The organism is Prevotella veroralis, assembly GCF_018127765.1.
GTDB lineage: Bacteria > Bacteroidota > Bacteroidia > Bacteroidales > Bacteroidaceae > Prevotella > Prevotella veroralis.
Map to the genome: position 1 here is coordinate 145,966 of NZ_CP072330.1, position 14,824 is coordinate 160,789.

Genomic DNA, 14,824 nt, shown 5'->3' on the forward strand with positions numbered 1-14,824 from the left:
TTCTATCTCTCAAAAACATAATGAGAACGACAGGAACAGTTAGATAGAACTAAATAAACAGGTATAATGAAAGATTTGAAGCGAACGATTGCCATCGTATGTGGTGGTGACTCATCAGAACATGATGTATCAATGCATTCAGCACAAGGATTGTATTCTTTCTTTGACAAGGAGCGTTATAATATATATATCGTAGATGTTAAAGGCATTGATTGGCACGTTGAGTTAGAGGATGGGACATCTGCTCCTATTGATAAGAACGACTTTTCTTTTATCGAAAATGGTAAACACATAGAGTTCGACTATGCGTATATTACCATTCATGGAGCCCCTGGCGAGAATGGAATCATGCAAGGTTACTTCGATTTGATACACCTTCCTTATTCAACATCAAGCGTTTTAGTCGAGGCATTAACCTTCGATAAGTACGTTCTGAACAATTATCTCCGTGGTTTCGGGGTAAATGTTGCAGACAGCATATTGCTTCGTCGTGGTGAAGAATACAATGAGGAGGAAATCGAAAAACGTCTTGGTATGCCTTGTTTCGTTAAGCCCGCCGCTGATGGAAGTAGCTTTGGTGTATCAAAGGTAAAGAACATTGACCAGTTAGCACCAGCCCTTCGCGTTGCGTTTATGGAGAGTGATGAGGTCATGATAGAGGGTTTCTTGGATGGAACAGAGATCTCGCAAGGTGTTTATAAGACTAAAGATAAGTCCATTGTGTTCCCTGCTACGGAGGTAGTAACCAGCAATGAGTTCTTTGATTACAATGCGAAATACAACGGACAGGTGCAGGAAATAACCCCAGCACGTATCAATCCCGACACTGCAAAGCGTGTAGCAGCAGAAACCAGTCGCATTTATGACATCCTTCATGCCAATGGTATCATCCGCATTGACTATATCATCTCGAAGGATAAAGAGGGCAATGATGTTATCAATATGCTTGAGATTAACACCACACCAGGCATGACTGCCACCAGTTTCATCCCTCAACAGGTGCGTGCAGCAGGCTTAGATATCAAGGAAGTATTGAGTGAAATTGTTGAAAATCAGTTCAAGTAATTCACAAGAACGCATTTTCTATCTATAAAGAACAAGGCTGTATCAAATGTTTCCAATCGTTTGTTGGATATTTGATACAGCCTTTTTCGTTTCTAAAAGTCTATTTTCGTCAGTTCAAAATCTCTATTTCTTCATCTCTTCAGGTATTGATTCTCGGATGCGATTCACCAGCATCTCCAACAATGTATGCCGTATGAAGTTAGGCGAAGTCATCATAACTATCTCACGTGAAGGTACAGGATGGGCAAAAGAACGCACCAGTTTGCGTTGCTCTTCATTGAGTTGTGGCAATGCTAATTGCGGTATAAAGGTCACCCCTTTACCATTTTCAACAATGCGCATAAAGGTTTCTATGCTCCCGAGATTGTAACTCTTCTTGCTCAATGAAGCCGATTTAAGATGGCAGAACTTAACAAGTTGATCTCGAAAACAGTGCCCTTCGTCCAATAACCATAGGTATTCTCCTGACAAATCGGCTGGTCGTATGAACTTACAAGCGTACAATGGGTCTTCTTTTGCTACATAAGCCAGGAACTGTTCATGGTAGAGTGTGGTGCAATTCATCTCTTCCAAACCACTCACCTGCGCCAATATCCCTGCATCAATATTCCCCTTTCTAATCGCACGGCACATTTCATCCGTCTTCATCTCCGTTATTCTCACGTCCATTTCAGGGTGTTCTTTCATCAACTGGGGGAAGAATCGTGGGATAAGATAAGGTGCTATTGTTGGCAAAACAGCCACTTCAAAGGTTCCCGTAAGCGTTTTCTGCTCCTCTTCTATCGTCTGTTTTAGTTTCTTTGCACGTGTGAGAACCTTCCACGCATGCTCTATCACCACCCTACCGGCCTTTGTTGGCTGTATGGGTTGCTGTTTTCTATCGAAGATCTTAACGCCCAACTCATTCTCTAACTTTTGTATCATCGAACTCAGAGTGGGCTGTGTTACATTGCACTCATCGGCGGCTTTGGCAAAATGTTTGAGCCGATACAGTGCCATAACATATTCTAATTGCTGTAGTGTCATCGTCTTATTGAGCTATAAAGAATGCAACAAATATAGGAATAAAAAGCCGAACTCGGATTGACTTAGTCTGTAATAAATCTAAAAACAAGTGATAATCATGATTTATAGGTATCAATATTCTCAATTATTATTGACGACTACTAACACGCTGTAAGTACTTCATTATCAATGCTCCTAACGTCCTTTATAGATTTTCTCTATCATCTGATAGAAATAATCAGTTGGTCACAACGAATACAAATTCTACCTTTGCATCACGAAACAAAACATTTTCTCATAATTAAAGTATATTCATATATGGAACCAATTATCAATTCATTAGCACCAGAATTTAGTGTTCAAGCCTTCCAAGACGGACAGTTCAAGAGCGTATCAAGCAAGGATATCGAAGGCAAGTGGGCTTTGTTCTTCTTCTATCCAGCTGACTTTACATTCGTATGTCCTACTGAGTTAGAGGATCTTGCTGATAAGTACGAGCAATTAAAGGCTATGGGTGTTGAGGTATTCTCGGTTAGTTGCGATACACACTTCGTTCACAAGGCATGGCATGACGCATCTGAAAGCATCAAGAAGATTAAGTACACCATGCTTGCTGACCCTACAGGCGTATTGAGCCGTGGCTTTGGTGTTTACAAAGAGGATGAGGGTGTGGCTTATCGTGGCACATTCTTAGTGGATCCAGAAGGCCGTATCAAGGTTGCAGAAATACAAGATAACAGCATAGGACGCAATGCAGAAGAGTTAGTGCGTAAGGTTGAAGCAGCTCAATTTGTCGCTACTCACGATGGAGAAGTTTGTCCAGCAAGATGGACGAGAGGCGCAAAGACATTGAAGCCAAGCATTGATCTCGTTGGTAAAATCTAATTCTCTCATTTGCGATTATAGGTTGACTAAACATTATGAAATATGACAGTGGAGGGGTAAACATCGTGTTTATCCCTCCATTCCTTTATGTTCTCTAATCCAATTCATGCCTCTCCAGATTATTACAAGGCATCTGTAATACTTCTCCAAGTGCTTTGTAATACTTCTCCAAAGCACTTGTAATAATCCTGTAGATGGTTAAGACGGATTCTAAAGGAGTATTTGTTGCAATAAAAAAAGGCTTGATACGAGTTCGTATCAAGCCTTTCTTATGGTTAGAATATTACTTTTCTGTAATGATAAATACTTTTGTTTCGTGGGCTTCTAACTTACCTTCCCATGCTTTCTTAACCGATATGTTCTTGTGTTCCCAAACATCTCTAAAGTCATATTTGGCACTCTTGCCAAGGAAAGATAAGGGCAAGCTAATGCGTTGAGCTTTGTCTGAAGGATTCATAATAGCTATTGCCTGTCGGTTATTCGTCAGTTGACGATGATAAACACGGCACTCTCCAATGCGCTGAACAAGCCGAGCAGCCTTGCCAAGAGCGTCTTGATTGATGGCAATAATCTCTTTATTGAGTAGGATTTGACGTGTTGCTGCATTCTCATTGAGTATATCGTGACTCATAGCCAAGGGCGAGGCGAACATGCACCACATAGACATTTGGGTCTGATACTCCGTATATGTACAGCCAATACCACCTAAATCGCTTGACGGACCGCCTTTCCCTTCAAGTCCAACAACCAGCATGTCCATGTCATTCCAGTGCCCCGGACCTGCAAAAGAGTAAAGAGGTTCGGTGATGTCGATGATGTCTAAAATGCCCATACCACCTTGTTTCACTATGTCCTTCCACATATCTCGCACGTCATAGCTTATTCTCCACAACGAACCACCAGCCTGTCTTGCCCATAGTTCAGGGTTGAGTTGTCCCCATTCGCACACTCCGAGAGCTATTTTTCGCCCTGATTTCTCCAGTGCATCACCCATTCGTTTGTATCTCTCGTGGGCAACTGCGCTATCAGAAGGAGCGTGACAATAGTCGTATTTCAGGTAGTCCATTCCCCACTCAGCGAAGGTCTTTGCGTCTTGTTCCTCAAAGTTATAACTTGCAGTATAGCCAGCACAGGTCAAAGGAGCCGCATCCGAATAGATACCGAGCTTTAATCCACGACTATGAACATAGTCAGCTAAAGCCTTCATACCGCTTGGGAACTTCACAGGATCAGGTATAATGTTATTGCGTTTGTCACGTCCTCCCTGCCAAGCATCATCAATAAAGATGTATTGATAGCCTGCATCTGCATAGCCATCAGCCACCATCTTGTCTGCAATCTGTCGTATTAATTGCTCGTTAATATCCTCTCCATACTTGTTCCAAGTCATGAATCCCATTGGAGGAGTCAGTGCTAACGAGTCACGATTGCCTGCTGATGAGTTCAAACAACAGCCTAATAACATCGTTAAAAACAAAAAAGTCTTGTTGAGTTTACTTGTTAGGTAATTCATAAAAGATAGTAATTTAGGTTGTTAATGTAATCAAAAAAATCCGCAGACTCAAGTAGAATCCACGGATCTCAACGTTGTCCCAGGCGGATTCGAACCACCACTGACAGAACCAAAAACTGTAGTGCTACCATTACACCATAGGACAATTGCGGTGCAAAGGTAATGCTTTTGTGTGTTATAATCAAATATTCTTCCTACTTTTTTGCCATGTTCTTGCATTAAGCAAAGAAGAAGTAGCTGAAGAGAACGGCTGCTATCATACCTGCAACGTCCGCCATTACGCCACAAACAACTGAATATCTGTATTTCTTAATACCCACACTTCCAAAGTAGATAGCAAGGATATAGAAGGTTGTGTCCGTACTTCCTTGTAAGATACTGGCTGTATGTCCGATGAAAGAGTCGACTCCGAATGAGTTAAAACATTCCAACATCATCCCTCGCGCACCTGGTCCACTGAGTGGTTTCATCAATGCTACAGGGAGAGTACTTACCCAATCGCTATTCATTCCGAGCATTTCTACACCTGCTTTAATGGTGTCTTGAAACATATCGAGTGCTCCTGATGCACGGAAAACGCCTACTGCTGCGAGGATGGCTATGCAATAAGGGATCAGAGTAACCGCCACTTTGAATCCGCCTTTGGCTCCTTCTATGAATGAGTTATAGACGTTCAACTTCTTCCGCCAGCCTGCATAGATGAAGAGAATGATGGCTCCTAACATAATGCAACTGGTGAGGATTCGACAAAAATGTTGCGTTTGTTCGGTGTCCATACCATGAATTGCTGTGAAGAGTCCTGCTACCAATGCTGCAACAACAGCCACTGCGGTGAGGATAGCCTTATTGAATAGATTGATTTTCTGGTATATAGACGTGACTAAAAGTCCCACGAGTGTGGAACACAAGGTAGCGAGTAACATTGGAATAAACACATCTGTCGGGTCGGCAGCACCTGCTTTTGCCCTGTAAGCCATGATAGATACGGGGATAATCGTTAGACCAGAAGTATTCAAAACGAGGAACATTATCATCGGATTACTTGCTGTGTCTTTCTTCGGATTAAGGCTTTGTAACTCCTGCATAGCCTTTAGTCCCACTGGAGTTGCTGCATTATCGAGTCCCAGCATATTGGCAGAGAAGTTCATAAATATCGATCCCAACGCAGGATGTCCCTTAGGTATATCAGGGAAGAGTTTGGTGAGTACAGGGCTAAGAAAGTTGGCTAAGCGTTGCACCAAGCCACTATCTTCGCCTATCTTCAACATTCCCATCCATAGAGTAAGTGTGCCTGTCAGTCCTAATGTCATTTCAAATCCAACCTTCGAAGCCTCGAATGTGGAGTCCATCATTGCTGGTAAGGCATCGTAATCACCCATGAATACAAGTTTGATAACGCCCACGAGGACGCCAATTACAAATAGTGCAATCCAGATATAGTTAAGAACCATTGTTGTTATTGTTTAATAAGTACACCTTGCGGAAGCTGTTTTTGTGTGTTTGTTGTTGATGTTTTGATTGTTTGTGGACGGAAGTGTCGCAGTCGGGGTTCGCCCAGTTGTTCCATCGCTCGTACCTCATAAGGATAGTCGTCGACATCTTCTGCCTTGATGATCACCTTCATCCCGACAAAAGCATATCGGTTTCGAAGGTCTCGAACATCCTCATCTTTCAGTCTTATACAGCCTTCACTGGCTAATCCCGGTACGCTCTCTCTGTTATTCGTACTGCCATGTATGCCTATACTTCGGTTCCCCGTCCCTATGTTCAAACGCAGGAAATAAGGACCATAAGCCAATATGTTGCCTCGACCATCACGGAAGTCGTGCTTCCAAGAGGCTGCATTACATATCTGTGATATGCTGAAGGAAGGAATAGAAGGTGTGCAATGCGGAGTGCGCATGTCGCCTATTCGAGTCTTATTGCCCCTGTTTACTGCAAAACAAGCATCGTATCTTGCAACAAGAACAGTGTCATCTAACCTCTTCTCATAAACATATAAGTAGTAATCCTTCTTCGATATAACGATGAAACAGTTGTTTTTATTCTCTGCACCGAGCGATATGGAGATATCAGCTGGTGCCCGTGTCGTTTTCAGTCCATGCACAACCACCTGTTTCTCGCAGATGTTGTCGGGTGAATAAGGGAGTGTCTGCGCTTCGATACTAAGGCAGAAAGCAACAGAGAACAATATGAAAATCTTTCTTAAAAAGCCCATATTCTTACTTTTTCTCTGGTGCAGTGAGTTTCCCACCACCAATGTGTACACCTTTCTCATTAGGAATCTTCCCCCCACCGATACGCAATTCTTCTTTTGAGACAGGCTTCTTGTCTTCCTTTACTTCTGTCTTATCTGAAGTCTTCACACGTCCAGTCTTTGCCGTGGCAGTTGCTATCTGTTCGTTGGTCAATGTCTTTGTAGCATCGAAGTGACGCTTACGTTCAATCTTCTGACGCTTCATTGCATGGATTTCAAAGGGGTAATCGTCTACGTTTTCAGCCTTGATAACAACCTTCATACCCTCTGTTGCATAGTTTTCGGATAGGTCTTTTATGTCCTCATCCTTTAGTCTTATGCAGCCTTCACTAGCCCTTCCGGGTACACTCTCACGGTTATTTGTACTTCCATGGATACCTATTCCACTGTGCCCAGGCGTTTTCAGACGTAGAAAATAGTCCCCGTAACTCTTGATTTTACCACGACCATCACCGAAGTCATGCTCCCAGTTAGAGGCAGACACAATCTGTTGAACATGGAAAGGGTTATCAATCGTACAATGCGGAGTGCGCATATCGCCTTCTTTCTCCTTTTGTCCTTTCTTCAAAGAGAAGGCACAATCATAGCGAGCAATGAGTGTTGTGTCCTTACCTTGTGGCTCGTAAACATAGAGATAATAGTCTTTCTTCGACATAACAATGAAGAGTTTCTTCTTGTCTTTGACCTTATCTTTAAAGCTAAGGCTTGTGTCAGGCGTTGTACGAATGGTGCGATTGCCATAATCAAGTACTACTTCTTCCTTGATAGCATTGCCTGAATAAGGTAAACCTTCTATTGCTGTCTTGTCGTCTTTAGCAACAGCAAGCCCATTGGCATTGACGCTCATGGATGCACCTTGCCCTTCGTTATTGTTCTCTTTGTCCTTTTTCCCATCGCAAGAAACGATAGATACAGCTGTTAGAGCTGCTAAAAGACCCATAAACATTGACTTTCTCATTTTGTATAAAACCTTTTTTGAGTATGTTATTCATGCCTCCTAAGAATGGAAAGAAGCATGTTTTAATAATCTAATGATGACCTTTATTCCTGATAGATATATACTATTACGGTCGGAAAGAGCATCTTTTGTTCTTGCCGACCGCAGTTATTTGATGGATAAATATCATGTTCTTTATTATCTAAGGTAGGCGAAGTCGGCTGAAACATAGTATTCCCCGTCTTCGAAAAGCACCTTATACCAATTTCCGTATGCCCCTAAGAAGGGTAGAGAAGTTCCCTTTGATACTGTGTAAGCCTTGCCATTATAATACTGCAAAAAGCCATATTCCTTTCCAGGTCCTATGCGCATACGCACGCCAACACCATTGATAACGACACGAGTAGCCTCTGATGGTGGAACAGAAGTTGGTTTCTGTTTTACGTATTGCACCTTTGCTGGCTCCTTACTCTTCTTTTCTATCTGCTTCTTCAGTTGGTCGTATGAAGCCTTCATAGAGTCGTTTGAAGCCTTCATCTCTTTGATAGTCTCTTGTTGTACATCAGTTTCCTGTGACACAGGCTCCTTACTCTTTCCTGCAAAAAGCCATATTCCAAGACCGATACCAGCCATGACAAGGACAATAAGAATACCAATTAAGACTTTGATCATGTCGTTATTGCCAGATGGCTGTGGGGTGTATTGTGGGCGTTGATACGCATCTTGTACAGGTGGATAAGGCTGTGCAGTATTTTCTGAAGGTATAGCATTTCCACAGCTAGAGCAATGTTTGGCACCAGGAGAAAGAGGTGCTCCGCAATTAGAACAGAATTTTTGTGACATTGTTGTAGGTGTTTAAGGGTTATAAAAATGTGTGACTTAATTATTCAGAGAGCTTATTATTTGTTTCTTTCTTATAGGTGTGAACAGTCTTATATGTGCTTATTTTGATTCAAGAAGATTTAGATAACCATCTTACACAATAGTTGAGAGTTCACGAGTTATTACTTTAGGTAATTAATGGATTTAGTTAATTATACTTGAGATAAGGCTCTTTGATGGTACTGATATTCAAAGAACTTTTATCTAAAAGAGTTGTCCCAGGCGGATTCGAACCACCACTGACAGAACCAAAAACTGTAGTGCTACCATTACACCATAGGACAATCACACGTGCAAAGGTAATGTTTTTTTGTATTATCAGCAACTCTTAACGATTCTTTTTATTGGTGTTCTGTCCTTGTATGTGCTTGTTTGTTACACCTATTTATATATAGCGACATTTCCTTTGGATAGATTTGGAGATAAAGAAGAAAACGCTTATCTTTGCGAATCACATGCTTTTATGCCTGTTATTCAGTTATTTAATTCCTTCACTTATGAAACCTATCTCTTCCGTAATAGTATTTCTTTTATTGGTGTTGTCAGCTATGTGTACGAGCATAAACAGTTATCGTTGTGCAGAAACAGCTATTGTGCAGGACATGAATCAGGCTTTGGAGAAGACACTTGCAGTGAAGCGTGAAGCATGGATAACGCCTGATACGATACAAAACTACCGTGAGCATTTGCGAATAAAGGACTTGAAGAGTCGGTCATTTGTATCTTATGCACTCGAAAAGAACGATTATTCCTTGTGTAGTCAGCGTTATCAATGGCAGAAAGGACGGCATTCTTTTATGTTCCAAAGCTATGCTGATTGTTCATTTGGTACTATTTGGGGATTATCTGACCAACGTTTAGCTTTGTTCCTCACCTTATCTGCCATGTTATGGATGCTCTTTTCTGTTGTTTATTGGCATCGGAATGGGGCTGGGAGAATGGTTTTTGGAAGTATGACCTACGTCCCTTTGGAGCATTCCTTTCGTGATGTGCAGGGGAAAGAGATTCCTTTTACACCTATGCAGCACCAGTTGATGGAGTTGTTTATGGCTTCTGATGATATGAAACTATCAAAGATTACCATTTGTGAAAGCCTTTGGCCGAAGAAACCTGATGCCAGTGAGACACTTTACACACTGATTCGTCGCTTGAAGCCTGTTGTTAGTGAGCATTGCGGATTGACCATTACGGCAGAGAAGGGAGGCGGATATCGACTCAAACACTTATAAGGTGAATAATCCTTAGAAGTGTTAGAGGCAATAGAGAAAAGCTATTGTCAGACAGATGTCAGTCCTATTTTTTGCACTTGAACAGCGTTGGAATTACCTTTGCTTCAAAATATTCAAGCTATGAAGAAAGTATTATGTACATTGCTGTTAGGCTTCTTGGTGCTACCAATTGGAGCCCAAGAAGAGGTGAAGAATGCAAAGGAACCGAAGGAGGTGCAGCTGAACGAGGTTACTGTTGAGGCTGCTCGAGTGGTAACAAAGGTAGATGGTCTGTTGATTATTCCGTCTGATACACAGCGTAAAGCATCCACGAATGGATATAGTTTGCTAAGTAAACTATCGTTACCACACGTTCGGGTAGATCCTGTGAGCCACGTTGTTACCGCTTTAATGAATAATGGTGCGGTGCAGTTAAGGCTGAATGGAGTTGTAATAGATAAGGAGGAAATGCTCTCCTTGGACCCTAAACTTGTGAAAAACATTGATTTCATCGATAATCCGGGTGTCAGATATGGGGAGAATATAGCTTATGTTATTGATATAAAAACGAAAAGGAACACAGGTGGATATGTCGTTGGCGTAGACTTAACACACACGCTAACAGCGTGGAATACGGATAATACCATCTATACAAAGCTAAATCATAAAAATTCGGAGCTGTCCTTTTCTTATAACTTCTCCTACCGGGACTTCCGCAAAGGGCGTACTTTAGAGACGGCAGATTACCTATTAAATAATGGTAGTCATTACCTTGTTACACGTAAGCAAATGGCTGGTAGGGATAGAGCTTTGGGCAATCGACTTCAGATGAAGTATAGCCTTGCTGATTCAGCCTCCTATGTTTTCCAAGCCACGTTATCGACCTTTGGAATGAATACTCCTAGTTGTTTTTCTGATTATCAATTAATGGATGGGACGCTAACACAGGCTTATCAAGATGTGAATAGGTCGAGTCGTTTTACGCCAGTTATCGATCTTTACTTCTTTCATAAGCTAGGGAATCATCAGAGTGTAACGGCGAATGTTGTTGGAACTGCTATCTACACGGATAAGTATGTGAGGCAGGGTGAGGGAACACCTTATACTTATAATGTAGATGGAGATACTTGGTCGGTTCAGAGTGAGGCTATTTATGAAAACAAATTGAAGCCTTTCACACTCTCTGCTGGCTTGCAACACATGCAGAAATACACGCGTAATCATTATACAGGGGATGTTGATGCACTGAATAAGATGCACCTTGGTGAACTCTATCTTTTCTCTGAGTTAAAAGGAAAGTGGCAGCAGTTGAGTTATTCTCTGGGCGTTGGAGTGGCAAACAAAACCTATTCTCAAGCCAGTTATGATTATAATTACTGGACGTTCCGACCGAAGGTTACATTAAAGTATATGCTTCTGAAAGGACTAAATGTGGGTTACGCTTTTCAGACTTATCGTCGAGTTTCGCCTTACGTAATGGTTTCTGATATGCGAATAAGGAATAATAGTCGTGAATGGACAGTGGGTAATCCTGCCTTGAAGCCCTCACGTGTCATTCAACATACGATGAGTTTTGATTATTATGGTAATCGGGTGTCGAACAGTATGTACATGGATTATCGGCGAAACTTGCATTGTAACATGGCAAGATATGAGCGAACTCCTGCGGATGAGTTCCTTTATTCGCAACAGAACATGGGGAGTATTAGCTTGTTCTATGTGCAAGATAATTTGAAGTATGAGCTTATTCCCGAACACTTATCAGTGACATTGACGGGTGGAATTAACCGCTGTTTTAATGTTTGTAGTCTTTATCGTCATTATCTCACCAGCTACACTTATGGTGGGAGTGTGCAGGCTTACCTTGGTAAATGGACGTTGCAAGGATATGCCGATAATGGTTGGAGGTTCTTAGAAGGAGAGAGATTAGGGCATAATGGAGCGTTTAGTTATTTGGCAATAAGCTATAGTTGGGGGAATTGCAGCCTTTCACTCGATGTGCAACACGTCTTCCAACAGCATCCACGAATGTATAAGTCACAACTCCTCAACGAATATCTACATAAGAGTGAAATAGACCGTAATAGAGACTTAGGTAATATGATCGGGCTTAACTTTACGTGGCGATTGTCGAAGGGTAAGGCTTATAAGCAGATAGAAAAGCGAATAAAACGTCAAGAAGATAAGCAGACTGGAATCATGTAAGGTGCTGTTATTGGTTAGGAAATATAGCTTTTCTAATCTTTTCCAGCTCGCATAGGATTCATAGAAAATCCAAGTTCTCATAGAAGAAACTATTTCCTATAACAGAAAGAGGCGAACCTTGCAAGGCTCGCCTCTTATACTTTGCAAATAGTTTACAATTTATTTGTTTACAGCGTCTGACAATTCAGCACCAGCCTTGAACTTTGCAACCTTCTTTGCTGGGATCTGAATCTTCTGCTTTGTTGCTGGATTCATACCCTCGTGAGCTGGACGCTCATTGGTAGAGAATGTACCGAAGCCTACAAGCTGAACCTTATCTCCTGCAACAAGTGCATCCTTGATTGCTTCAGTTGTTGCATCTAATGCCTTCTTTGCGTCAGCCTTGCTTAGATTAGCAGAAGCCGCAATCTTCTCGATTAACTCTGTCTTGTTCATAATTCCGATTTATTTGTTGATTAATTTATGAATGATACTTTCGATTATGCTGCAAATATAGTTGATTCCTTTTATATAACAAGTAAAATCAAAGGAAAAGTGTAGAAAATTACAAAAATAAGCCCTTATCCTCTCTCTTTCCTGCTTTATAACGGGATTATTTCGTATTTTTGCAACGTTTTAAAGGTAAATGGTTTACAATAAGAAAATTAGTAAATTCGTAATATGCTGAATATCCCTGTAGTTACAAGAAACCTCCTTATCATTAATGTCTTGGTGTTCGTTGCCACTTATGTGTTTGGAGTTATTGGTCTTGACTTAGATAATCTCTTTGGTTTATTCTATATTGGTTCTTCTAGCTTCGGCGTCTGGCAGTTCCTCACCAGCATGTTTATGCATGCTAACATTATGCATATTGCCACGAACATGTTTATGTTGTGGATGTTTGGGTCAGTCATTGAGTATGTGTGGGGATCGAGAAAGTTCCTTTTTTATTACATTATCTGTGGCATTGGAGGCGGTATCCTTCAGGAATTAGCGTGGTATTGTATGCCTTTCGTAATGGATACGATTACTGTGACGAGGAATGGGGTGAGTATTGACATACCATCTGTTATCTATCTCCAACAGACAATGGCAATTGGAGCATCCGGTGCTGTCGTTGGTTTGTTACTTGCTTTTGGAATGTTATTCCCTAATGAGCGAATGTTCATTATACCGATACCAGTTCCAATAAAAGTTAAATGGTTGGTAACAGGGATGATTGCTATTGAGATATTCTCATCGTTCAGTCCGGGTTCCGATATTGCCCATGTAGTGCATGTAGGAGGTGCTTTGACGGGTTTCTTACTTATTATGTATTGGAAGAGACATCCGTATTCAGGATATGGAAATATGGGTATGCACAAAGGGCATCAGTTCTTTGATCGTATGAAAGATAGTTGGGAAAAGCATACAGGGAAGGTTGGAACAGACGGGAATAATAACTCTTGGGGAACCTCCTCACAGCATAACTCGACAACACAGAATAGTGATTGGGATTATAATGCGCAGAAGCATAGAGAGCAAGAAGAGATAGATCGCATTTTAGACAAGATTCGCAAGAGCGGCTATGATAGTCTTTCTAAATCAGAGAAGCAAAAGCTCTTCGATAGTAGCAAGAATTAAGTGTAATTGTAATTAGCATGGGCAGATGTCCTGAACGAGACTTATGGGCGTATATTTATGATGCTTAAGAATTTCAAGAAGTTCACATTCAGAGCACTCTTTGTAGGTAATATCCTTGTTATATTGTTGATGTTGCTAATTGGCAATATCGACTGGTTGAACCCTGTTGATTATCCTCTGCTTGCTAATTTAGGATTGGGATATCCTATACTCCTTGCGTTTAACTTCGCTTTCCTTGTCTTTTGGGCATTTGTGAGATTGCGTACAATATGGCTTCCCGTATTGGGCTTTATCCTTTGTTTTGCCTCTATCCGAATCTATTGCCCGTTTAATCTTCCAAAGGATAAGCCCCATGGTGCTATTAAAGTCCTGTCTTACAATGTTTATATGTTTGACTCTTGGGAAGAGACCAATCCTAAGACCAACCCCATTGTCAACTATATCATTGACAGTAAGGCTGATTTGGTTTGCTTGCAAGAAGCCCAAGGCGATGGTGATAAGAATGGAGGAATCTATAAAAGACTAAAGGCACACTATCCATACTTCAAGTTGATGGTGAAGAAAAAGCCCGGTGCTGATTACATGGTATTGCTGAGTCGTTATCCAATTCTTTGGCAAGATACCATCCCGTATGGCTCTAGTTCTAACCAAAGTGTGGCTTATATGGTAGACATAAAAGGCACAAAGACGCTTGTTGTGAATAACCATTTTGAGAGTAACGGATTGTCCAATGATGATAAAGCGGGCTTTAAGTCACTCGTGAAAGGGCGTATGCGGACGAATAAAGCCAAGTCAGAATCCGTGCACCTATTGCGCAAGTTGGGAAAGGTCTCAATGCGTCGTGCTCCACAAGCAGATATGGTGGCACGTTATGTTAAGCAATATCTCGATAAGAAAGTGCCCATAATACTCTGTGGCGACTTTAATGATAACCCACTAAGTTACACTCATCGAGTCATAGATAAGGAACTGATAGATTGCTTTGTAGCGAGTGGTAATGGTCCTGGAATCAGCTATCATCGTAGCGGGATGTACTTCCGTATAGACCACATATTCTGTTCTGACGACTTTGAGCCATACGATGCGCACGTCGACAATAGTGTGACCGCATCCGACCATTATCCCATTTATTGTTGGCTCAAATACCGCCCCAAACCTTAAAAAGCACACATTTATAAGGTGTAAATTTCCCAAAGTGTGAGAAAATGCTTATCTTTGCACGTCTATTAAGCGTAGCGAAACTATAATTAAATACAATCAAATAA

At 41.4% G+C, this 14,824-nt stretch carries 13 protein-coding genes and 2 tRNA genes; 6 read left to right on the plus strand and 9 right to left on the minus strand.

Going from position 1 to position 14,824, the window contains the following annotated elements; translation table 11 throughout:
- Positions 1-66: 66 nt before the first annotated feature.
- Entirely contained in the window at positions 67-1,065 is a 999-nt protein-coding gene (locus tag J5A55_RS00630; protein WP_004384565.1) for a D-alanine--D-alanine ligase, read from the plus strand.
- A gap of 123 nt (positions 1,066-1,188) precedes the next feature.
- Here the strand turns inward: J5A55_RS00630 and J5A55_RS00635 are convergent, their stop codons facing one another.
- Complete coding sequence (locus tag J5A55_RS00635) at positions 1,189-2,091, minus strand: hydrogen peroxide-inducible genes activator (RefSeq protein ID WP_004384566.1); 903 nt, start codon at positions 2,089-2,091, stop codon at positions 1,189-1,191.
- 297 nt (positions 2,092-2,388) lie between these two features.
- On the opposite strand from J5A55_RS00635, the gene ahpC reads away from it, so the two are divergent.
- Positions 2,389-2,955: an alkyl hydroperoxide reductase subunit C gene (ahpC, locus tag J5A55_RS00640; RefSeq protein WP_018910995.1), complete on the plus strand. Its 567-nt coding sequence runs from the start codon at positions 2,389-2,391 to the stop codon at positions 2,953-2,955.
- A gap of 283 nt (positions 2,956-3,238) precedes the next feature.
- Here ahpC and J5A55_RS00645 read toward each other — a convergent pair whose 3' ends face one another.
- From J5A55_RS00645 to J5A55_RS00675, 7 genes are all read right to left on the minus strand, one after another.
- The gene (locus J5A55_RS00645; RefSeq protein ID WP_039851589.1) at positions 3,239-4,468 is read right to left on the minus strand and encodes a glycoside hydrolase family 27 protein; all 1,230 of its coding nucleotides are present in this window, start codon (positions 4,466-4,468) and stop codon (positions 3,239-3,241) included.
- Positions 4,469-4,542: 74 nt separating this feature from the next.
- Positions 4,543-4,613, minus strand: a tRNA-Gln gene (locus J5A55_RS00650).
- A gap of 73 nt (positions 4,614-4,686) precedes the next feature.
- Positions 4,687-5,919, minus strand: coding sequence for a nucleoside recognition domain-containing protein (locus tag J5A55_RS00655; protein ID WP_004384570.1), 1,233 nt, complete (start codon positions 5,917-5,919; stop codon positions 4,687-4,689).
- A 5-nt stretch (positions 5,920-5,924) separates the two neighbouring features.
- Positions 5,925-6,686 (minus strand): L,D-transpeptidase, encoded by a 762-nt coding sequence (locus tag J5A55_RS00660; protein ID WP_004384571.1) that lies wholly within the window; start codon positions 6,684-6,686, stop codon positions 5,925-5,927.
- 4 nt (positions 6,687-6,690) lie between these two features.
- On the minus strand, positions 6,691-7,683 hold the full coding sequence (locus J5A55_RS00665) for a L,D-transpeptidase (RefSeq protein ID WP_004384572.1): 993 nt from the start codon (positions 7,681-7,683) through the stop codon (positions 6,691-6,693).
- Positions 7,684-7,860: 177 nt separating this feature from the next.
- On the minus strand, positions 7,861-8,505 hold the full coding sequence (locus tag J5A55_RS00670; RefSeq protein ID WP_039851591.1) for a zinc-ribbon domain-containing protein: 645 nt from the start codon (positions 8,503-8,505) through the stop codon (positions 7,861-7,863).
- 252 nt (positions 8,506-8,757) lie between these two features.
- Positions 8,758-8,828 (minus strand) — tRNA-Gln (locus tag J5A55_RS00675).
- Positions 8,829-9,041: 213 nt separating this feature from the next.
- Between J5A55_RS00675 and J5A55_RS00680 the strand changes: the two genes are divergently transcribed.
- Positions 9,042-9,773, plus strand: a complete 732-nt coding sequence (locus J5A55_RS00680) for a helix-turn-helix domain-containing protein (RefSeq protein WP_004384574.1) — start codon at positions 9,042-9,044, stop codon at positions 9,771-9,773.
- 120 nt (positions 9,774-9,893) lie between these two features.
- Positions 9,894-11,957, plus strand: a complete 2,064-nt coding sequence (locus J5A55_RS00685) for a TonB-dependent receptor (RefSeq protein ID WP_004384575.1) — start codon at positions 9,894-9,896, stop codon at positions 11,955-11,957.
- Positions 11,958-12,116: 159 nt separating this feature from the next.
- On the opposite strand, the gene J5A55_RS00690 is transcribed toward J5A55_RS00685, so the two are convergent.
- Entirely contained in the window at positions 12,117-12,392 is a 276-nt protein-coding gene (locus tag J5A55_RS00690; protein WP_004384576.1) for an HU family DNA-binding protein, read from the minus strand.
- A gap of 225 nt (positions 12,393-12,617) precedes the next feature.
- Between J5A55_RS00690 and J5A55_RS00695 the strand changes: the two genes are divergently transcribed.
- Positions 12,618-13,559 (plus strand): rhomboid family intramembrane serine protease, encoded by a 942-nt coding sequence (locus tag J5A55_RS00695; protein WP_004384577.1) that lies wholly within the window; start codon positions 12,618-12,620, stop codon positions 13,557-13,559.
- A gap of 57 nt (positions 13,560-13,616) precedes the next feature.
- On the plus strand, positions 13,617-14,720 hold the full coding sequence (locus tag J5A55_RS00700) for an endonuclease/exonuclease/phosphatase family protein (RefSeq protein WP_004384578.1): 1,104 nt from the start codon (positions 13,617-13,619) through the stop codon (positions 14,718-14,720).
- Positions 14,721-14,824 lie beyond the last annotated feature (104 nt).

Excerpts from the sequence above, each read along its gene's own strand:
- J5A55_RS00660 (WP_004384571.1), bottom strand. The coding sequence starts at position 6,686 with ATGGGCTTTTTAAGAAAGATTTTCATATTGTTCTCTGTTGCTTTCTGC.
- J5A55_RS00680 (WP_004384574.1), top strand. The coding sequence starts at position 9,042 with ATGAAACCTATCTCTTCCGTAATAGTATTTCTTTTATTGGTGTTGTCA.
- J5A55_RS00670 (WP_039851591.1), bottom strand. The coding sequence starts at position 8,505 with ATGTCACAAAAATTCTGTTCTAATTGCGGAGCACCTCTTTCTCCTGGT.
- J5A55_RS00655 (WP_004384570.1), bottom strand. The coding sequence starts at position 5,919 with ATGGTTCTTAACTATATCTGGATTGCACTATTTGTAATTGGCGTCCTC.
- J5A55_RS00665 (WP_004384572.1), bottom strand. The coding sequence starts at position 7,683 with ATGAGAAAGTCAATGTTTATGGGTCTTTTAGCAGCTCTAACAGCTGTA.
- ahpC (WP_018910995.1), top strand. The coding sequence starts at position 2,389 with ATGGAACCAATTATCAATTCATTAGCACCAGAATTTAGTGTTCAAGCC.
- J5A55_RS00645 (WP_039851589.1), bottom strand. The coding sequence starts at position 4,468 with ATGAATTACCTAACAAGTAAACTCAACAAGACTTTTTTGTTTTTAACG.
- J5A55_RS00690 (WP_004384576.1), bottom strand. The coding sequence starts at position 12,392 with ATGAACAAGACAGAGTTAATCGAGAAGATTGCGGCTTCTGCTAATCTA.
- J5A55_RS00700 (WP_004384578.1), top strand. The coding sequence starts at position 13,617 with ATGATGCTTAAGAATTTCAAGAAGTTCACATTCAGAGCACTCTTTGTA.
- J5A55_RS00635 (WP_004384566.1), bottom strand. The coding sequence starts at position 2,091 with ATGACACTACAGCAATTAGAATATGTTATGGCACTGTATCGGCTCAAA.
- J5A55_RS00685 (WP_004384575.1), top strand. The coding sequence starts at position 9,894 with ATGAAGAAAGTATTATGTACATTGCTGTTAGGCTTCTTGGTGCTACCA.
- J5A55_RS00695 (WP_004384577.1), top strand. The coding sequence starts at position 12,618 with ATGCTGAATATCCCTGTAGTTACAAGAAACCTCCTTATCATTAATGTC.
- J5A55_RS00630 (WP_004384565.1), top strand. The coding sequence starts at position 67 with ATGAAAGATTTGAAGCGAACGATTGCCATCGTATGTGGTGGTGACTCA.